Here is a 20130-nt window from a genome sequence, read left to right on the forward strand (position 1 = left end):
CTTGCGGTGGAGTGTCACGAGGGTTTAATCTCGCGGGAGCATCGAGATCATCCTGTACGGCGATTCAATTCTGAGCGTCTATGTAAGCCGAAGAGTGACGGGGGCGACATCCTCTTGGGGCGGAAGACACTTCTACAAGCACGTCGACGTACGGGGATGTCGCTGAAGAGCGGGTCCCTAAGGGAAAATCGGATCGTTGTCAACGGCGAATTCGCCATAAAAATCGACACGTAGATCCTGAATCTCGTCACCGCCGGATCGGATATGTCCGCCGGCGTGGTGAACGTTTCCTGAAAATAGGCAGTCGCCCCGCGCCGAGTCAAACGCATTCCACTAATTGCGATGACGGACGCCAGGTGGCCCGAGCAGGCTGTGCGATTCCCCCGGACCGCTCGACGAGGCCAGTACGGAAGGTCAGAACAGATGACGCTCGTCCCGATCAGTTCCCATGGCTGAGGTCGTTCTCACAGGCGGCCGGGTGTTCGGCCGCGACGATGCCGACACGGTCGTGTTGCGCGGTGGCCGGGTGCTCTCAGTGGGGGCCGTCGACGACCTGCGGAGCTTGATCACGCCCGCGACCACGGTGATCCGTACTAAGGGCCGGCTGGTCATGCCGGGGTTCCAGGACGGACACGTGCATCCGCTGGCGGGCGGCCTGCTCGAATCCTGGTGCGACCTCCGGGACGCGTCCGACGCCGCGGACACCCTGACCAGGGTCCGGGACTATGCCCTGCGCAACCCGGACCTGCCGTGGATCGTGGGAGGCGGCTGGACGTCGGCGTTCTTTCCCGACAGGTCTCCGACGGCGGTGTTGCTCGATTCAGCGGTCTCCGACAGGCCCGTCTATCTCATGGGTTCCGATCTGCACGACGCGTGGGTGAACACCGCAGCCCTGAGGCGCGCCGGCATCGGCTCGCATACCGCCGATCCGCCACGCGGGACCATCGCGAGAGACCACAGGGGCGATCCGGCGGGCACATTGCACGAGGCCGCAGCGGACCTCGTGGGGCGGCACCTTCCTCCACTGGACCAGACGATTCTGGAAGAGGCCCTGTGCGCGGCCCAGCGTCTGCTCCACCGTGAGGGCATCATCGCGTGGCAGGACGCCCTGGTGGGCCCGTATCTCGGGCTGCCCGATCCTTTGCCCGCCTATTTGGCCGTCGCCGAGCGGGGCGGCCTGACGGGCCGGGTGTCGCTCGCCCTGTGGTGGGACCCGGACCGGGGGCTCGAACAGCTGGAGGAGCTGCGCGAGCGACGTGAGCTGGCCCGCGCCGCGGGTCTGCCCGCCGACCACGTGAAGATCATGCAGGACGGGATCTGTGAGAACGGCTGGGCGGCGCTTCTGACGCCGTACCTGGACAGATCCGCTTCCCTGCCCAGCAGGCTGGACCCCGAACGGCTGCGCGAGGCCGTGACGGCACTCGACCAGGCAGGATTCTCCGTGCACTTCCACGCGGTCGGGGACCGCGCCGTACGCGAATGCCTGGACGCGGTGGAGGCGGCGGTCAGTGCCTCGGCCGATCACGGCAGGCGACGGCATCACATCGCCCACGTGCAGCTCGTCGCGGACGACGACCTTCCCCGGTTCGCGGAGCTCGACGTGACGGCCACCGTGCAGCCTCTGTGGGCGGCCGAGATCCCGGGGATGCGGAAGACGTACGAGCCGCTGCTCGGCGGTTCCCGCGTGGACCGCCAGTATCCGTTCGGCGGTCTGCTGCGCGCCGGCGCCCGGCTCGCGGCCGGCAGCGACTGGCCCGTCAGCAGCCCGAACCCGCTCTGGGGCTCCTATGTGGCCGCGACGCGGCTGCCCGCCCTGGCCAGTGCGCCCTGGCTGGGCCCCGACTTCCGACCGGCGCCGTTCAACCCATCCGAGATCATCGCAGTCCCGGAAATCCTGCACGCCTACACCGCGGGGACGGCCCATCTGCACGACCACCCGGCCACCCTCACCGAGGGCGCGCCCGCCGACATCGCGATCCTCGACCGCGACGTCCTCGGGGGGGATCCCGAATCGCTGAGCGAAGCGCAGGTCGACCTCACGATCGCCGGTGGGCGATGTGTCCACGACCGACACGGTGAGTGGGAGTGAACGATCCGCTCAGCGACCGCCGCGGCCCGTCGAGGCGGCGGCCACGCCATGCCGCATGAAGGAAATCCGAACCAGAACCGGTGAGAGGAAGCAGGCTATGTCGGACACCAAGGTGACGATAGTGAAGACTCCCGACTCGGCTGAAAGCACCCGGATCGAAAAGTGGGATTGCGCGGCGGTCACCCCGGAGAAGGTCTGGAAGGGCGTCATGGGCGCGGTGCGCGCGGTGCTCGCCGGAGACGATCAGCGTGAACTGGTGAAAATCACCGTGGGCGCGCAGGTACTCGCCGACACGTCTCTGATGCCCGCCCCTGAGGGTACGGAGACGCCCGAGATGTGGCTGAAGCGTCTCCAGGAGAAATACGGCGCCGGCACCCCGATCCTGCTTTACGCGCGCGAGTTGTCCGTGCACGACCGGGACATGTTCGAGCTGTTGCTCTCCGCGTTCGGAGAGGTGTTCGAGCAGCACGGCCTGGTCGCGGGGAACATCGATATCGAGGTCTTTCTCGGCGAATACAAGGCGACCCCGGGCGGCATCCATCGGGAGCAGTGCGGCAACAGCCATTTCGTGCTCCAGGGCAAGAAGTTCATGCATTTCTGGCACGGAGAGGACTGGATCCCCTCCTCGGTCGACCGGCGTGTGGCGGAGGGGATGACCGCCATCGACCCCGAGGAATATCTCCCCTCGTTGTCCGTGCCTTCCGTGGTTGATCGGGGTACGTCGTTCATCGCCTCAGCGGGCGAGTTCTTCACCTGGGATCCCGGCACCTGGCACGTGGCGGAGACCGTCGGGCCCGCTTTCGCGGTCAACATCGCGCGATACACGAAGTCGTTCGTCTCCGGTGAAGGCACCTATCCGTTCAGTGTGGGAACCGACGGCCAGGTGAGCGAAGAATGGCTCACCGGCTACCGGGACTTCCTCGGGGCCGGGGTCGACGAGGCCGACGCTCTGGCACGCGCCTCCGCGTATGGTCTGGACGGGCCGGATCCGGAGCGGTCGCCGGCGGACGACCCGAGCGCCGTCGTGGTCAGGAGCCACGCTCCCCGGCTCTGGTACGAGACCGACGGTGCCGTCCTGGTCGCGACGCACGGCAGAAGCCGCCGTTTCCCTCGTACGGTGCTTCCCTGGTTCGTCGAGCTCTCCGGCCTTCCCCTCGGAGTGCCGCGTGACACGCCCGCCGACGAGGACGCGCGTGACCTGACCCGGTTCCTGGTGGAGAACGGGGCCCTGGCGGCCGCCTAGCGGCGAAAGGATTTCCGTCAGGGATGAGAATGGCAAGCTGGTCGAGCTTCCGGCACCCGCCGGAGGGCTCGACCTTCTTGCTGCCGGACGTGAACGCCGGCGTCGTGGGCGTCGGAACGGATGTGGAGAGCGCGTTGGATGATCTGGTCGCGGCCCGCCGCAGCCGCTGGTGGTGTGACGGCCCCCCGTTGCGGGACATCGAGGAGGCGAAGGAATTCGTCGAAGACGTCGGGTTCTGCTTGTTGTTCGGCGGCAGGGAGGCGCGATATCCCTCGCTGCGGGAGGCGTCCCGGGACGATTCGCGTCCGCGGCTGCCGTCGGGGTGGGGGGACGACCTCGAGGCGATGTGGACGTGGAAGGACGAACTGCCGGTCCGCGGCGAGGCATGGCTGGGCAAGTACCTGTCCGGCAAGCAGACGCTGATCGCACCGGGTCTGCTGGCCGACCTGTACGAGTACGCGGGAGTTCCGGAGGACTTCCACGCGGCGCACGACCTGGGGCCGGTGGCCGTGAAGGTGGCGACACACCTGCTCCATGAGGGGCCCACCCCGACCCGGACCCTGCGGGCGATATTCGGTGAGTCTGCCAAGACGGTCGACAAGGCCGTCGCGGACCTGGGCCGCAAGCTGCTGGTGACCAACTACGGGGTCGAGGAGACCGGGAGCGGCTGGGCCAGCTGTGTGCTGGAGCTGACGGCGCGGGCATTCACGGTCCCGTCGCAGGGCAGCCGCGCGGAACGTGACGCCGGCGCGGCTGCCTGCTTCCTCGACACGATGATCACTACCAGGCCGGGCGACCTTCGCCGTGCCTTCGGGTGGCCGCGAGAGCGGGCCGACGCGGCGTTGCCGGCCCTCAGCCGGGAAGCGCCTCGAGCAACGCCGAGCGCGGCCCGCGCACCAGGCCGCTCAGGCTGAAGCCTCCACCGGCGAGCAGTTCCCGCCAGTCCTTCTCGGTGCGTTCCCTGCCGCCGAGCAGCACCAGCATGTGCAGGTCGAGGAGGGTCGCCGGGTCCGGCTCCGACGTCTCCGGCAGCACCTGTTCCAGGATGAGCAGCCGTCCCCCGGACGGCATGGCCTCCCGGAGGCGCCGCAGGATGGCCGTGGCCTGCTCGTCGTTCCAGTCATGCAGGATCTGCGACAGCACGTACACGTCGCCCCCGGCGGGCACGCTCGTGAAGAAGTCGCCGCCGTGCAGCCGCACCCGATCCGCGACTCCTGCCTTCTCGAGCACCGGCTCGGATCCGGCGAGCACGTGCGGCAGGTCGAAGACCACACCGGTGAGCTCCGGGAACTTCTCCAGCAACGTGGCCATGAGCACCCCGTTGCCGCCGCCCACGTCGACGACGGTGCGCACCCCGCTCCAGTCGCGGTCGAGGAGGGGGAGAAGCCGCAGCCGGACCAGACCGGCCTGAGCCCGGTCGAAGCGCTCGGCCGCTTCGGCGTTCTCGGCCAGCCAGGAGAAGTACGGCATGCCGTAGACCTGGTCGAACCCTGGTTCGCCGGTCCCCAGCGAGTGAACCGCGCCGCTCCAGGCCTGGTACGCCTCACCGTCCATCAGTTCCGCGAGGTGGGAAAGCGACCCGGGGACGTCGGTACGGAGCAGCTCGCCCATCGGGGTGAGCCCGAAGACGTCCGGCGTGGTCTCGGCGAAGACTCCTTCCGCGGCCAGGACCCGGAGGAACCGGCCGAGCGCGCCCATGTCCACGCCTGCTTCCGCGGCGAGCTCCGGGAGCGGTCGCGGGCCGTCGGCCAGCAGGTCAGGCACCCCTACCCGGCTCACCGAGAAGATCGCCTGGCTGACGATATAGCCCATGATCTTGCGGCGGAGCAGGGCGTTCATATTTGTTTCAGCAGACATCCAACGCCCCCTAGGCGGTCAGATCGGGGAACAACGAGATGTCGGCCCGTTCGCGGAGGTAGGCGGCACCGGTCGTGCCGCCCGTCCCGGGCACCGACCCAATGATCTTCAGGGTGATCCCCCAATGGCTGATCTTCATTGTCCGCCAGGCCTGGTTCAGGCGGTCCATGGCCTGGGTGAGTCGTGCCATCGCGTCGGAGGAGACGCCCAGTGTCTCGACGTTCTTCAACAGGTCCGGTCCCGCCGCCTCCACCCGCCGGAACTGGCGAGACTGGACGGCGCTGCGGCCGTGCGTGTAGTCGCGGATCACAGCGAACACCTCCTTGGGCATCGTGGTGAGGACGCGGTAGAGGACCGGCGTGGCCTCCAGCCTGGCGGAGGCCCGGTCGAACTCGGCGCACGCCAGGTCGGTCTTCCCGGCCGACACCGCGTCTCCCGCCCGGATCAGTGCCTCGGCGATCTGCGCATAGATGCCCTCGAAGATCTGGATGCACCGTATGAACATCTGCTCGTCGTGGAGGCGTGTGGTGGGCAACAGGGTGAACTGGACGGTCGCCCTGATCGGCTGTCGCACGTCCCTGAGGATCGCCGAAAGCGCCTGCCTGACTTCCTCCGGCGGCTCGCCGTCGTGGCTGAGGGCTTCGCGGAGTACGGTCAGCCCGCCCTCGGGCAGAGGGCAGCCGGGAGCCATCTCCGGCATTCGGGCCAGCACGCGGACGGCGGCTCTGGTCCGGACGAGCTGCGCCCGGTCAGGAGAGGCCGAGAGCGCGGTCAACTCCAGGATCGCGAGATCCGCGGCGGCCGCGACGATGAGCGCGTCGACGGCCGCATCGGGGTCGGCCGCGTGCTCCACCACGGCGGCCAGGGCCCGCGAACCGATGTACGAGTCGTAGTCACCTTCCCGCTGGTCGTAGGTGAGGGGGAGCCATTCCCGCAGGACCGGCGGCCAGCCGACCCGGTCGGAGTGGATGCCGCGGAGCAGCGACACCAGCATCGGGTTGGCCCGCAGCCGGCCGACGGCCTGGAAGTGCAGGAGCGTCTCCTCGTAGGGGAACAGACGGGTGTGCCCGAGAGGCGTCGCCTCCGACTGCCAGCCGGCCACCGCGTCGTAGGCCGCGGCACCGGAACGCTGGGCCGCGTCGGAGGTGTTGGCCTGGAGGTTCGCGCCGCCGACGCCGAGCCGGCCGCTGTCCACGATGGCGGCTTCCGCCGCGATCATCTCGGTCGTGCTCATTTCGGCACACCCACCGGGGCGCCCGCGCGTACGGGGACACCTCGGCCGACGATGCTGATGCGGTGTTCACACGGGCCGAGCGCGCGGATCAGCGTCTCCACGATGCGTTCGGGCTGACATCTGGTCCCGCACGTGAAGGCGTCGATGAACATCGAGCCGAATTCGGGATAGGTGTGCACGGAGACATGAGACTCGGAGAGCAGATACACCGCCGTCATGCCGGCCGGCGTGAACTCCTTGCTCTGCATGTCGCACAGCGTCGCGCCGGATTCGTCGATGCCGCGGCGGATGGCTTCCAGGATGAGTGCGTTGTCGGTGATGTAGGCATGCGACACGGCGGTTATGTCACAGAGAACGTGCGTGCCGGTGAAGGTGAATTCAGTCACGAAGTAGTCCACCTCAGTGCTTCTGCGGCCCAGCGGATACACGACCGCAGACTCCGCTCAACATGCTGGGAGGATTCGCCGCCCACGACGAAGGAGACGACGGCGTCGGTGCTCGCGTGTGCTCCGTCGAAGCTGTGCGGGGGCTGGAAATTGGCGCGATATTGGACGACGCCCTCGGGAAGGGGCAGGTCGTGGATCGCATCCAGGGTGCCGGCCTGCGGCGGGACGAGGAGCCAGCCGTATCGGTCGGTGCCGTGCCGGAACCTCGGCTCCTCCACCAGGCCGACCTGGTGCCTGTACCACGTCCTGACGGGGTTCACCCCGGTGACCTGGGTGAGCGTCTCGAAGACGTGGGCGCCGCCCAGCCGCGCGGCGATCTCGCAGAAGTACAGCTCGCCTGTGGCCTCGTGGAGGAACGCCTCCAGGTGGAAGGGCGTGAGTTCCGTCGGCGGCAGCGCCCCGATGACGGCCGGCACGAACGTCTCGAATGCGCGTGCGACCGGGTCGTCGGCGTCGAGCTGCACGCTGCCCAGGGGCCTTCCCTCCTGGAATGCCAGGCAGCCGTTGAGGTAGCGGGACGGTTGGGAGAGGACGACCTCGCCGTCGCGCATGAAGCCGTCCACGTGGTAGACATCGCCCGGAACGAACTCCTCGAGCAGCACGTCGTCGGCCGGTCGCGCCTCCACCTCCGCCCGCAGCATCGCCTCCGAGGTCGCGACGACCACGCCGCGCGAGCCGTACCCGAGACGCGGCTTCACCACGACGGGCCAGCCGGTCCGGGCGGCGAACGAGGCGGCCTCGTCCGGTCCCGGGGGAACGAGGTACGAAGGGGTGCGGACCGCCTCCCTGACGGCATCCTTCATCAGCGCCTTGTCCCGGTACGGAAGCGCTTGGGCCTCGCCGAGCCCCGCGATGCCGTACCGCGTCCTGACCCTGGCCAGGCGCAGGATGTCGTCCTCCGTGCCGTACACGATGCGGGTGACGTTCCGGGTACGGCACAGCTCGTCCAGGCGTTCGACGACCTCGTCGCTGCCGGAGTAGTCGGCGACCCCGATGACCTCGGGGAAAGCCCGGGCGTATTCGTCGGCGGCCTCCTTGCTGGTGATGAGCACCACCCGGTCGGCCACCTCGCCCAGCCATTCGCCGAGAGGGGTGACGGCCGAGGGGATGCGATGCGCCACGACGATGGTGTTGTCAGTCATCGGCCATCACCGGTCGCAAAGTCTGCTGGCGCACGTCGGACGGCGCGGAGAACTGGTGGATGAGCAGAGGGGCGCAGACGAAGATGAACAGCGCCATGACCCAGAAATAGAGCGGGATGCCGGCGCCGAGCAGGGTGCCCCCGACCACCGGACCGACGAAGAAACCGAGGTAGCGGATGTCGGCGAAACCAAAGTAAGCCCCCTTGCGTTCGTCGTCCGCGATCGAGTGCACCGCGATGTCGGGCGTGGGCAGCAGGATGCCCTCGCCGATGGTCCAGAAGACGATTCCGACGAAGAGCAGCGCGATGCTGGCCGAACCGGCCCAGAAGCAGAAGAACGCGATGGCGAAGTTCACGCAGCCCAACAGGATCAGCTGGTCACGGCTGAGCTTCGTGGAGATACGGTCGATCGGTATCTGGAAGGCCAGCGCGAGCACGGCGTTCGTCATGAAGAGGGCTGCGAAGTACGAATGCGCCTGCGTTTCGTACAGGCCCTTCATGTACAGCGGGATCATCGACTCCAGCTGGGAGAAGACGAAATAGATGGCGAGGCCCGCCGCGGTCGCCGCGAGCAGTCGCCGGTCGCGCATGGTCTTGCTGAGCGGAAAACGAACCGTGGAATGGGCGCCCGGCGACTCCAGTTCGGCCAGGAATCGCCGGCGGACGGCGAAGAGGATCAGGTAGGCGAAGTAGGTCACCGCCGGAACGCCGAAGAACCACACGGGGCTGATGCTGTACAACGCACCGCCGATGAGCGGCCCGAGTATTCCACCCAGGCACAGCGTCATGTAACGGAGCCGGAACACGCGCCCGCTCTCGTCGGCCGCCAGCGACAGGAGTTTTCTGGCGCCGGGGTTGACCAGGAAACCGGGCACGCCCAGGGCCAGAATCAGCACGACGATCAGCACGTCGCCACGCACGGTGGCGAGTAGGGCGTAGTCGACCGTGAAGAGCGTGAGGCCGACCAGCATGATGCGCACGGCACCGAAACGGTCGACGAGCATCCCGCCCAGAATGCCGCCGAAGGCTGCCGAGAAGGCGATGCCCCCGACGACCGCACCGATCGCCGGCTTGCTCAGGGAGGTCTCGTCGGCGAGGTAGAGCGAGGCGAACGGCAGCGCAGCGAAGAATGCGATCGCGTTGAGCAGGGCACCCGATTCGAGGACCTTCTGGTGGCTGTTCAACCTCCAGAGCGGTGGTGGCTTCTCTTCCGTCCCGGTCATCGCGCCGTCACTTGCAGCAGAGGAAGCATCCTGTTGTCGCCGTCGGTCAGCCCCTTCGTCCGCCTCTTCAGCGCGACGAAATCGTCGAGGATGGCCTGGTCGGTGGCCGGCGAAAGGTGGTACATCATGTTCACGTACCAGATCCACCCGAGCTCGGTGATTCGGTACTCCTTCTCATCTTCGATGAGCATTTTCTCGTCGACGAGTCGTCCGAGCTTGTCGACGATCTCCGAATCGATGTGCTCCCACCGGATTCGGCTCTTGTCCAGCCAGCCGAAGTACGGCAGGGCCAAGACGATGCCCCGCTCGTAAGGGATGTCGTCGCCGACGCTCAGGTTGATCTTGACGTCGTTGTTCTCCATGAGGTTCTTCACGTACGTGACGCGATTGTCGTCGTTCATCACGGTGTATTTGCCGACCTGCGAGACCGCGCTGTTCCCCAGCCCGATGAGCTCGTCGTCGTGATAGGACCACGTGTGGGTGTTGTAGATGTTGAGGTAATCGCGCGAGATGAAATCCGGCCCCGGCTGGGCGCCCTCGGGCAGGCGCAGGAAACCGTGCCCGTTGTGCTGCTGGAATCCCGAGGCCCGCAGATATTGGTTCAGATAGATGGTCATCGCCATCTTGTCGATGAAGCCGAGAGGCTGCAGCCCTCGTTTGGCGTAGCCCGCATGCAGCGGAGCCTGGGTCACGATGTTCGTGATCGGATAGAGCTCGATGGTCGGGGTGCCCATGCCGGTGGCGTACTCGATGTCACGGGAGAACTGCTCGAACGTCTGCCCGTGCATGCCGTAGATCATGTCGAAGCTGGTGTAGTCGAAGTAGCGCCGGAACAGTTCGACGGCCGCGTACTCCTGCTCGATCGTGGCGGTCACGTTGAACAGTTCGCGATAAAGCGGGTCGAAGCTCTGCAGGCCGAAACGCACCTTGTTGACGCCGATCTCCCGCATCGCCGCGCACTTCTCGTCGTCGACGCTCTTCACCTCGGCTTCGAAGGTGAACTCCTGGAGCGCGGACAGGTCGAAGTTCTCGCGGATGGCATGGCCGATCCGCAGAATCTGGTCCGCGGTGAGCGTTGTGGGTGTGCCGCCGCCGAAGAAGATCGCCCGGATGGGGATCCCGGTGACCGAGGCATACCGGCCCTTCAGCTCGATCTCGCGGAGCAGGGCCTGCACATAGGTCTCGATCTGCTCGTCCCCGGTGTTGCCCAGGCCGCGGTTCAGCGTGCAGAACGTGCAGATCGTCTCGCAGAAGGGGATGTGGAAGTACAGCGCTCTGGTCCGGACGCCCTCCGTGCCCACCCCCGAGTGGAACTCGTGGTGGGACACGGTGTCGAGCTCCTGCCCCTTCATGGGATAGAGCCAGTTGTAGAAGGGGAGCTGTCGGTCGAACTTCATGAGGGACTTGCCGGGAAGGAAGTTGATCACATCAGTTCCAATCGGACAGTGGATCGAACCTGAGAAAGAAGCCGGTCGACGGCCTCCAGATCCGGCCCCGAGACAAGGACGAACGCGACCAGTGAGCCCAGGTCGCGGGTCAGCGGCACGAAGTCGCCGGGAACGAGATCGGTGTAGACGTCGCCCACGCCCGGAATCCGCTTCACTTCGTCGAGTCCGCGGATGGACCGGAGCGTTCCCGGGCGGTCGTCGTTGCGTATGCAGCAGATCCCGAGCGCCGCATCGAATGCCAGGTCCCGGTCGAGCAAGCCGGGATCTTCGCCGAGAAAGACCGCGAGAGTGTCGTCGTAGGGACGGATGGCGCTGTGCGCCGCCCACTGGTCGACCATGTGAGCGCCGGGGAGCCGGGTCGCCATCTCGATGAGGCAGGGGCCGGCGGCGTCCACCTTGATCTCCGTGTGCCCGGGCCCGAGCTGAACCCGAAACGCGTCCAGGACGTCGACCACGAACTCGGCGGCCCGCGCCCAGTCCGGATCGGCGCGGGGGACCTGCACCACATCCCAGTACGGCTGGTCGTAGTCGGCCGAGGACGGCTGGCGGTACTCCCAGATGTCCAGGACCCGATGGCGGCCGTCCACGCTGAAGGTGTTCACGGCCAGCTCGCGGCCGCGGACGTACTGCTCGATCGTCCAGTTCTCCAGCCGATTGCCGAACAGGTCGAACGCGTCGAGCCGCTGTGTGGCCGCGACCAGGGCGGAGGCGTCCGGCAGCACCGTCACACCGTGCGACCCGGCGCCGGTGGCCGGCTTGAGGATCGCCGGATAGCCGATCCTCTCCGCCGCGGCGGCGAATCCGTCGGCCCCGACGACCTCGAACGCGGGCACTCGCAGCCCGTGCGCGGTGGCGTGCCGGCGCATCGCCGTCTTGTCGCGCCGCGCGCCGGACGTTTCCACCGGGTTGCCGGGCAGATCGAGCGCCGCGCCGAGCTGGTCGCCGACCAGCACCGAGGGTTCGGTGGTCGGGATGACGGCGCGGACCGGTCGGGGCAGGGCGTCCCGGGCGGCTTCCACGCTGCTCAGGTAGAAGGTGAGGGCGTCCCCACTCTCGTAGAAGGGATCGACGCTGGACAGGAAGTCGGGTGTGAGGGTGTAGAGGGCGATGACGCGCAAGCCGCGGCGTGCGCACGCGTTCTTGAACCCGCGACCCGTCATGGCGGGATCGACGAGCACAACGTCACCGCATGAATCCAGAGCGTGACCGGCGTTGCCCGCCGGAGGCACAGAGAGATCCATGGTGGTCTTCTCAGGAAGAGGACGGCTGGACCGAGATCACCAGTTCGTCGTGGATCCTCTTCCGCAGGCTTTCGAGGGCGACCCGATCGGCGGCACGGTAGATGACCATGCCGATCCGGTCCATCGAAGAGCGCAGGGGGTGGATCACGGACCCGGCGGCGACATCGATCTCGATGTTCACCACACCCTCAAGGGCCTGCACCCGGTCGACTCCGCTGACGGACGTGACCGTTCCAGGCTCGGGGGCCGGGAACCAGACCGAGGCGATGTGGTCGTCGGTGGCCGTGACCGAAGGGGTGTCGTCGCAGGCGACGGCGATGACGGCGTCGTAGAGATCGACGCCGGTGGCCGCCTGGACCACGTCCATGATGTAGTCGCCGGGAGTGCGGACCGCCACCTCCATGATGTGCGGGCCCGCGGGCTCCAATCGCAGTTCGAGATGCATGATGCCGCTGCGCATCCCCAATGCGCCGGCCACTTCGCCGAGGACGCTCCTGATGGCCGACTTTTCCTCGCCGCCGACCTGAGCGGGAACATGATGTTCGAGCTCAACAAAGTGAGGAGCCTCGGTAGTAATCTTCTCGGTGACGCTCCAGAAGACGATTTCCCCGGCTGACGCGACCGCTTCGACGCTGTATTCGGGCCCGCTCAGATAACCTTCCACAAGGAAGGATTTCGGAGAGTCATTCTCCTGACACCACGTGTGAAGCTCATTTTCATCGGTGACGATTTGCACACCCATGCTGCCCGAGCTGGACAACGGTTTCGCCACCACCGGGTATCGGCCCTCGGCCCAGGCCGCGGCGTCCTCCGCCGAGCGTGCGAGGTGGTATTCCGGCTGAGCCAGATTCCGCCGGCCGAACAGTTCACGCTGGACGAGCTTGTTCCGTGATGTGAGAACCGCCCGAAGACCCGGGCCCGGCAGGCCGAGTTCGTCGGCGAGCAGTGCGGCAGCCCTGACGTGCTGCTCGGAGAAGGCGACGACCCCGCACACGGGACCGTCGCGCAGGGCCGCGGCCGCGGCTACCAGCCATCCTTCGTCGTCGGCGCCGGCCACCGCATAACCTTGATCGTCTGGGCCCAACGCCGCCCGCGTCTCCGGCCAGGACAGCGCCTCCGCTGAGTCGAGAACGGCGACCCGTAACCCCCGAGCATGGGCCCGAGCCAGATACGGACGCCCCATCCATCCGCATCCAACCATGAGCAGTCTTGACATACGTGCGGCCCCCAGTCCGTCGATGTCCATAACTCACCATGACCAACGGTCCCGAATCGTCTCATGTGGCCTTTTTTACAGCAAGCCTTGACATTCCCGATTTGACTGGCAGACTCACTCGGGGGTGATCATTGCGTTCGGATCTCCGGGCGCGTTTCTGCCGAGTCGGCAGTCTGCAGAAAAGGGGGACGGGGCGCTTTTCTCCATATTTCCTGGGAGTGTGACAGGGGATTTCCCGGGGTTTCTTCATATGGCCGCGTCGTGACACGTTCGCGGACCATTCTCGACGGGTTCGTGCGTCTCGTACGGCTCAGCATTGCGCCGATCGGTGAGCGGTTCCGCTTCGCGAACGGTCGCCGGCGGTCGCGTACTACGCCGGGAGGGCGGCGACATGCCGCTCGGCGGTCGGGTGTCGAAGATGGTCCAGGTTGCCACCCACGGCTGGGCCGACGTCGGCACGGTGTTCAGCGGCTGCGCAGGTGATGGGGTCGGCACCGCTGCCGGGACGCACCCATGGAGAGTCGCGCCGATGGCTTCGACCAGCCCGACATGGGCGTGGAAGATGACCAGCGCCAGGTTCGCCCCCGGCAGGATTGGACCTGCGGCACCCGCCTTAGGAGAGTGTGGGCGGCACTGCTTATTCACTAGGAATGACCTGCAGAAACGCTAAGTGCGACACTCGCCATTTGTATGATCATCCCGCTCATGTCCCGCATCCGCCAAGACGACTACGAGACAACGGAACCAGCCGTCCCTGCACCGCCAGCTCACCAAGCTGCCCTGGCGTCAGGTCGACATGCACTACCGCAGCAAAGACCGCGGTCACGGCCGCGAGGAACGACGCACGCTGAAGATCGTCAGCGTCAAAGTCCGGGCTCCTGTTTCCCCATGCTGTTCAGGCGGTCCAGATCAAACGCCAAGTCCGAAGCATCGCCGCAGGAATTGAATGGCGGACCAACTCCGTCTACGCCATCACCAGCCTGCCCGAATTCCAAGCCGTCCCGCCGATCTCGCCGCCCTGGAGCCGCGGACGCTGGACCATCGAAAACAGGCTGCACTGGGTCCGTGACGTTACCTACGGCCAAGACCTCTCCCAGACCCGTACGTCAACCGACCCCGTGCCATGGCCACCCTGCGCAACATCGCGATCGGCGCCCTGCGTCTGACCGGCACCGACGGCAGTCGTGTCCACGACCGCTACCGCCTGATCACCACTTTGCTGGACCATCGCCGCTACCCGGCCCTGGAGGTGGTCAGTCTGTACCACGAACGCTGGGAAATCGAGATCGCCTATCTCGCGCTGCGGCACACGCTTCTCAACGGCCATGTCCTGCACTCCGGCGACCGGCCTGGCCTGGAGCAGGAGATATGGGCCCTGCTCACGCTCTACCAACTGCCGCGCATGGCCATGGTCACCGCCGTCGAAACCTGCCCCGGCACCAACCCCGACCGGGCCAGCTTCACCACCGCATTGGAGACCGCTCGCGATCAGCTCGCCGCAGCCCGCGGCATCTGCCCCGACGGTCCTGTCGACCTGCTCGGCGCCATCGGCCGAGGGATCCTGCACGCTCTCCTGTCGGCCCGCCGTCCCCGCTACAGCGCCCGCAAGGTCAAATGCGCCACCTCCCGCTTTCTGAACCGCGATGATGGCCGCCCCCACAACTCCACCACGATCACCGCGATCGACATCGCTCTCCACACCCCACCGCTCGAGCTTTCGGCCCACCGCCGCATCCGCAGTCGCGGCACGTCCAGCCCACCCCCAGTCCCCGACCCGCCGGCAGCGCGTCATGGAGATCGTGATCACCGACCCGCACGGGAGTTGGCAGGGCAGTCAGCTTGCCGAACAACTCGGGATCAAGCCCCGGAACCTCCTGACTCAGCTGGCCGAATGGGCCCGCCTGGGCTTCCTCATCCGGACAGGCGCCGGGACCTACACGCTTACCGCGCCGCTGTAGACCCTGGACAGCCCTGCCAAAGCCCTAACTACGAGGCATTGGATCGTGAAGCGACGCAGTAGGCGCCCTTGACTCGGTGTGCACGGTCGGGAGACTCAAGCACGAGGAGGACCGAGAGCATCGGATTGTGGGCACTCCTCGGCTCGCAGTAGCCCGAGACGCAAACATGACCAGGGAGACCCAATACTTCCCCCTAAAGGCCAATGCCGAGGTGCCCCACTCGTCGAGCCCAACGAAACCACCAGCCTCAATATGAAGGACGCGGACGTCCGTCGCGCCCTGGCTTCCTTGGCGGGCCAGCATTCCCCGTACTTTCAGTTCCAGGACACCACGAACTTCGACTCCCACGAACGCGAGATCGATGCTATTCACAGCCCCACCGGCGAAGCAGGCCGCGCGATCAACGCTTAGCCCGCAGAAAACGATGCCCTGTGGATCGTCCCCGACTCGAATTGGCGGTCGAAGCCGAGCCCGACGAGATGAAGTGCAGCCGGCTTGAGAAGTGCTGACTGGGTGGCGCAAAGTGGGGCGTCCTACTCGACATCGTTGGCTATACCCTCTCTAAGGAGATCGGACTGTGAGGGTCGAGTTGACACCAGTACCAAGCCCAGGGCAGCAGTTACCTATGCCCACCGTGACCGTGACGACGACGGTTACCATCACCCCTGTTCCCAAGCCGGACGATGTGCCGCTGACCGATCAGCTCCAAGGCTGGGGCACTGTTGCGGCTGTGCTCGTAGCCTTAATCATCGCCCTTGTTGGCTGGAAACGAGAAAAAAGTCAGAGAGAGCAAGGCGTGAGAGATGCCGATCATCAGCGTGCAGAGGATCGGGCTGACGCCGATCGGCGACTTCATGAGGAGCGAACTGCTGCAGATAGACGACTAAACCAACAGCTCAATGAGCAGCATGATAGAGATCGGCGAGTATTCCTAGTTGAACAGTTGTTACGGGTGGGCGAGTTGTATTCCGGCGCCGCATTTCTGAAAGGGCAAGACAGGACACAGGTGGTTCGGCAGCTTATAATTCATTTGCACGTTCTTCCGGACCCGTACGCATCACTTCTTAAGGTAATCCATGAAGTGCCTATTGGTGTAAAAGGAATGCGCATAACCAAGGTCAGATTGGCACAGGGTAACACTGATGTCCATGGCATAAATTCGCAAATGGTGCAAGACGAATTGGCGGATAACGTCAATGAGCTACTCGGCATAAAAGGAGTCAAACCGCTTGGGGGGCGGTCCATCTGGATGCCTGGCGATGACTAACCACCGCATGGGCCCGCCTTTACGAGGACACCGTCGTCCCCGTCTACCTTGACGCGACCGCCCGAGCGCTGCTCAGGGAGGGCCGGGCTGCCTATCGCAGGTTTGGGCTCAGCCGGAACTCGCTAGTCGGCTGGGGTGCGGACACGGTTCTCCTTCCGTTCCGTGGTGACGTCATCATGAACACAATCGCGCTGTCCCTGCTGGCCCAGGACGTCGCCGTGGAGCGGCAAGGCATCGGACTCCTGCTGGTCGGCGTCGGGGCGGGCGAGGCGCGCGATCTGCTGGAGAAGATGGCGGCCGGACCGCCTCCTGACGCTGGCGAGTTGGCACGCCTGGTGCCGGACAAGAGGGTGGAGAAGGACGACGGCTATCTGGGCGAGAGCCTGCTATCCCTGGCGTATGCCGCCCGCAGCCTCGATGTGGCCGCCGCCTGGCGGGCCCTGCGTGAGTTGCCCCGGTAGCACGTCTCGCCGCCGATCGCTGGCCACATGATCTCGTCAGCAGGGATCGCGCGAGGGGACGTCACCCCGCGCCGGAGCCTTGATGGTTCAGTCCCGCAGTAGGAGAGCACGGATTGAGTGCGTCCATAACTCGCTCGACCTGCATAGACGATAATCGTGGTCCTACGTCCTTCATGATCGTCCCGAGAATATCCCGCGTCGACGCTCTGCGCGAGGTCATGCTGCTGTGCTCCCAGTTCGCTAGAACTCTTATCAGGAGTTCGGGCTCAACCGTACGGCACCGAAGACGGTTCGAATGAGCGAATTCGTTCTGGGTAGTCATCACCAGTCGGAGAAAAGAGAGACCTGTATCCTCTATCCAGGAATGGGTCTTGGGTGGCGTCCGTTGGCAAACTCGAGAGGTATCACTTGCCAATATCTGGCTCCCGGATCGAGTCGCTAGACAATTTGGCTAGTGGACATCGAGTCCCAAATGAATCGGTCGCGCCGTTCGGCCAGGCAGTGCTAAGAATTTTATGATTACACAAGTTTAGATCAGGCCTCGGAGTGCAGCTATCGCGCTCGCTTGCCCAAGGTTCTCAAATCCCTCCGGGGTTAACATGAATCGATTCAAGGGCCTATCTCCGTCTGGATATGAGGCGGGCCTGAAAATCCTGCCGTCGGGTCGACGATTTGCTCCTATTTGCACGTCTATAAGACCGAATATCTTCAGGACTTCGTGTGCACCGTATGCATCACGACCGATGCCAAAGTGTGCGAGCCTTTCGTAAGTTTCCGCCTTTACCCAGAATTGGGTGGATATTGTCTTGTGTAAGTGAAACAGCATCAGGAGGAATGCTATTTCAGAGTCCTCTAGTACATAGATCCAGCCGTTCTCGAAGAACGATGTGGGTAACGCTATATGATGCTCGCCGCTTCTCGGGACAAGGTAAGGTACGGTCTCCCCGGCAGGCCTTGCTCCTCCTTCGTCTAGAATCTGGAACTGCTCGTACTTTGCATAAGACTCGTTATGTCGCATGAGAGTCGCAAGTTCAACATCTCGAGCGGAGAGGCGTGATAGGGCAGATACAATTGCGCGCCGTTTTCTCTCTTTAGTGTTATGCGGCCCTCTCTCTTGAGGTGTTGCCGGAGGGACTGTAACAAGATCGGTCCATCCGATTTGGGAGCCGCCAACGATTAGGGGTCGCCTATTTATAGGACGACCGCCTCCCCGATGGTACATCTGAGCTTCGTAAAGAGCAATAAGATATAGTTGTAGGGCTATACCGCGTGGCGACATAATTCGAGTCATAGGTGGCCGCTCATTAACGGGAGGAAGTCGCCGGTCGTCAGCATCAATGCTTGCGGTTATGTCCGAATAGACGAACCGTTGTCGTATCCGTATTGTGCTAGGTCGCCTGTCTGGACTACCTAGTCTCCTCAACTGCTCCTGGGCGCGGACCACCGTCTCAGCTGCTTCCATCGCCTCTAGGCGCTCAAGACGCTTCTGCAATGTCTGCCGCTGCTTACTTCTCATCCTTGCCCTCTCTCTGGCTGACTGCGCGAAGGAACTAGTCGGCTGTCGAGTACTGCGCCTTGACCCGCCCTCATTCCCTAGGGCCGTCATTACATGATGAGGCCATGATCAACCGGGGCAGGCTGGCGGGTCAAGGCGTTGATCGGTGGTCCGCAGAGATGGGGCGTCGGTGGCGCATGATGGTGGGCGACCTCAGCCGTGCGGGGCTCCGGATGCCGCCGGAGCCCCGCTTACGGCGATCTCTCTCGAGCGAAGCAGGAGAATGCCGTATGGGTAAGCCTAGTAAGACCCCCAACCCTCCCGAAGAGCCGCCACGGCTGTCTGTGCGGTGGGTTGTGATCCTTGCTCTTTCCGGGGCTTCGGCCATCTCTACGTACTCAGCAGGCGGTCCGGCCGTAGCTATCGGTACGGCGACTGCCGTTCTCCTTGCTATGCACGCCGCCGTTAAGTAGTAGCTGGAGCGATATGGGTCACGGGCGGAGGCTTGTCAGTCACCGGCACTACTTGTGGTGGCTTGCAATCCTCCGCTCGATCTCATCTCTGAAGTACTGATCGGCGCCGCCCCGCACCAACGCTCCAAGGCGCGCTCCACTCGCCGCAACGGCCACGGCGACCGGAGTTGCCCGGGCTTGACATGCCGATGTCGATTGCGTGAAGACTCGAGAGGGGAGAAGCGGCCTGCAGTCTTTGACGAAGATCAGGAGTAGGCACTTCTCAGGGTCGCCTCGCAGCGGACGACGGCGGTTGATCGCCACTGGTTGCAACTTCCGCCCGGTAGCCGTCTGCTACCTGCGGCGACGGTCCATCAGTCGTTAACTGACGGTCCTCGTGGACACCACTGGCGTGCAGTTTCGACATCCACTGATTGTGCTGAGCGTCGAGCGCTCCGCCATCTGCGGCTCTAGCCTGGTGTGTCACAACCCGTGGAGTGCGGTGCTGAAGGCTCCCAGAGTTCGAGGTGCCTGTGTGTCGGGAGGGCCGCTAGCTACGAGGTTGGCATCTGGTTCTCGCAGTAACTACGCTCATCTTGTCGGATGACAGTGCTGTAATTTCCCTGGACGCGCAGGCGAGCAGAGGGTGGAGAAGTGACTACAACCCAGCGCAAGGCCGTGGTGCTGCTAAGTGGCGGCCTCGACTCGACCACTGTTTTGGCGATCGCGCGCGAACAAGGCTACGAGACCTACGCCCTGAGCTTCCGGTATGGGCAGCGCCACACGGAGGAACTTGAGGCCGCCACGCGGGTTGCGGCTGAGTTGGGCGCAGCAAAGCATGTGATCGCTGATATCAATCTCGCGGTGTTCGGCGGGTCCGCGCTCACCGACGACGCCCTCGATGTGCCCCATCACGAAAGCGTCGATGACCTCGGTAGTGAGATCCCGATCACGTACGTCCCCGCACGGAACACAGTGTTCCTGTCCTTCGCTCTGGCCTGGGCGGAGACGCTGGGCTCTTCTGATGTGTTCATCGGCGTGAACGCTCTGGATTACAGCGGCTATCCGGATTGCCGGCCCGAGTACATCGAGGCCTACGAACGTATGGCGAACCTGGCGACGAAGGCTGGGGTCGAAGGCACACAGAAGTTGAAGATCCACACTCCTCTCATCGAGCTGACCAAGGCCCAGACGATCGAGCGTGGGCTGGAGTTGGGTGTCGATTACTCCTGGACCCACAGCTGCTACGACCCCATCGACGGGCGAGCCTGTGGGACCTGCGACTCTTGCCTGCTGCGCGGGAGGGGCTTCAAAGAGCTCGGTTTGGTCGACCCAGCCCTCAGCCCTGCAAAGAATTGA

General features: G+C 64.9%; 16 protein-coding genes and 1 pseudogene. 7 read left to right on the plus strand and 10 right to left on the minus strand.

Annotated features, from left to right (window positions below; all coding sequences use genetic code 11):
* Nucleotides 1-448 precede the first annotated feature (448 nt).
* The 3 genes from Pth03_RS05620 (at nucleotide 449) to Pth03_RS05630 (ending at nucleotide 4246) form a co-directional block, all read left to right on the plus strand.
* Nucleotides 449-2089 carry an amidohydrolase gene (locus Pth03_RS05620; protein ID WP_203943045.1) on the plus strand — a complete coding sequence of 547 codons (1641 nt, stop codon included), beginning with the start codon at nucleotides 449-451 and terminating at the stop codon, nucleotides 2087-2089.
* 97 nt (nucleotides 2090-2186) lie between these two features.
* Complete coding sequence (locus tag Pth03_RS05625; RefSeq protein WP_203943046.1) at nucleotides 2187-3332, plus strand: hypothetical protein; 1146 nt, start codon at nucleotides 2187-2189, stop codon at nucleotides 3330-3332.
* A gap of 23 nt (nucleotides 3333-3355) precedes the next feature.
* Complete coding sequence (locus Pth03_RS05630) at nucleotides 3356-4246, plus strand: AlkZ-related protein (RefSeq protein ID WP_203943047.1); 891 nt, start codon at nucleotides 3356-3358, stop codon at nucleotides 4244-4246.
* On the opposite strand, the gene Pth03_RS05635 is transcribed toward Pth03_RS05630, so the two are convergent.
* The 9 genes and pseudogenes from Pth03_RS05635 to Pth03_RS42750 form a co-directional block, all read right to left on the minus strand.
* Entirely contained in the window at nucleotides 4185-5189 is a 1005-nt protein-coding gene (locus Pth03_RS05635) for a methyltransferase (protein ID WP_203943048.1), read from the minus strand. The genes Pth03_RS05630 and Pth03_RS05635 overlap by 62 nt on opposite strands.
* 10 nt (nucleotides 5190-5199) lie before the next feature.
* Nucleotides 5200-6423 carry a tryptophan 2,3-dioxygenase gene (locus Pth03_RS05640; RefSeq protein WP_203943049.1) on the minus strand — a complete coding sequence of 408 codons (1224 nt, stop codon included), beginning with the start codon at nucleotides 6421-6423 and terminating at the stop codon, nucleotides 5200-5202.
* The gene (speD, locus tag Pth03_RS05645) at nucleotides 6420-6821 is read right to left on the minus strand and encodes an adenosylmethionine decarboxylase (protein ID WP_203943050.1); all 402 of its coding nucleotides are present in this window, start codon (nucleotides 6819-6821) and stop codon (nucleotides 6420-6422) included. Before speD ends, Pth03_RS05640 begins: the two co-directional genes overlap by 4 nt.
* Nucleotides 6806-8011 (minus strand): ATP-grasp domain-containing protein, encoded by a 1206-nt coding sequence (locus Pth03_RS05650; RefSeq protein ID WP_203943051.1) that lies wholly within the window; start codon nucleotides 8009-8011, stop codon nucleotides 6806-6808. The genes speD and Pth03_RS05650 overlap by 16 nt, the downstream gene beginning before the upstream one ends.
* The gene (locus Pth03_RS05655) at nucleotides 8004-9233 is read right to left on the minus strand and encodes an MFS transporter (RefSeq protein WP_203943052.1); all 1230 of its coding nucleotides are present in this window, start codon (nucleotides 9231-9233) and stop codon (nucleotides 8004-8006) included. The genes Pth03_RS05650 and Pth03_RS05655 overlap by 8 nt, the downstream gene beginning before the upstream one ends.
* Nucleotides 9230-10660 (minus strand): coproporphyrinogen-III oxidase family protein, encoded by a 1431-nt coding sequence (locus tag Pth03_RS05660; protein WP_203943053.1) that lies wholly within the window; start codon nucleotides 10658-10660, stop codon nucleotides 9230-9232. The genes Pth03_RS05655 and Pth03_RS05660 overlap by 4 nt, the downstream gene beginning before the upstream one ends.
* Complete coding sequence (locus Pth03_RS05665) at nucleotides 10657-11922, minus strand: ATP-grasp domain-containing protein (protein WP_203943054.1); 1266 nt, start codon at nucleotides 11920-11922, stop codon at nucleotides 10657-10659. The genes Pth03_RS05660 and Pth03_RS05665 overlap by 4 nt, the downstream gene beginning before the upstream one ends.
* A 10-nt stretch (nucleotides 11923-11932) precedes the next feature.
* Complete coding sequence (locus Pth03_RS05670) at nucleotides 11933-12979, minus strand: ATP-grasp domain-containing protein (RefSeq protein WP_239118776.1); 1047 nt, start codon at nucleotides 12977-12979, stop codon at nucleotides 11933-11935.
* Nucleotides 12980-13549: 570 nt separating this feature from the next.
* Nucleotides 13550-13705 (minus strand): annotated as a pseudogene (locus tag Pth03_RS42750) (transposase); the annotation flags it as partial.
* A 556-nt stretch (nucleotides 13706-14261) separates the two neighbouring features.
* Between Pth03_RS42750 and Pth03_RS05675 the strand changes: the two are divergent.
* The 3 genes from Pth03_RS05675 (at nucleotide 14262) to Pth03_RS05685 (ending at nucleotide 16824) form a co-directional block, all read left to right on the plus strand.
* On the plus strand, nucleotides 14262-15158 hold the full coding sequence (locus tag Pth03_RS05675; protein WP_203943056.1) for a hypothetical protein: 897 nt from the start codon (nucleotides 14262-14264) through the stop codon (nucleotides 15156-15158).
* Between the two features lie 515 nt (nucleotides 15159-15673).
* A complete protein-coding gene (locus Pth03_RS05680) occupies nucleotides 15674-16363 on the plus strand; it encodes a hypothetical protein (RefSeq protein WP_203943057.1) in 690 nt (229 codons plus the stop codon).
* Nucleotides 16364-16539: 176 nt separating this feature from the next.
* The gene (locus tag Pth03_RS05685) at nucleotides 16540-16824 is read left to right on the plus strand and encodes a hypothetical protein (protein ID WP_203943058.1); all 285 of its coding nucleotides are present in this window, start codon (nucleotides 16540-16542) and stop codon (nucleotides 16822-16824) included.
* 529 nt (nucleotides 16825-17353) lie between these two features.
* Here Pth03_RS05685 and Pth03_RS05690 read toward each other — a convergent pair.
* On the minus strand, nucleotides 17354-17842 hold the full coding sequence (locus tag Pth03_RS05690; RefSeq protein WP_203943059.1) for a hypothetical protein: 489 nt from the start codon (nucleotides 17840-17842) through the stop codon (nucleotides 17354-17356).
* Between the two features lie 1583 nt (nucleotides 17843-19425).
* On the opposite strand from Pth03_RS05690, the gene queC reads away from it, so the two are divergent.
* On the plus strand, nucleotides 19426-20130 hold the full coding sequence (gene queC / locus Pth03_RS05695) for a 7-cyano-7-deazaguanine synthase QueC (protein ID WP_203943060.1): 705 nt from the start codon (nucleotides 19426-19428) through the stop codon (nucleotides 20128-20130).

It is taken from the genome of Planotetraspora thailandica (assembly GCF_016863335.1).
Classification (GTDB): Bacteria; Actinomycetota; Actinomycetes; order Streptosporangiales; family Streptosporangiaceae; genus Planotetraspora; species Planotetraspora thailandica.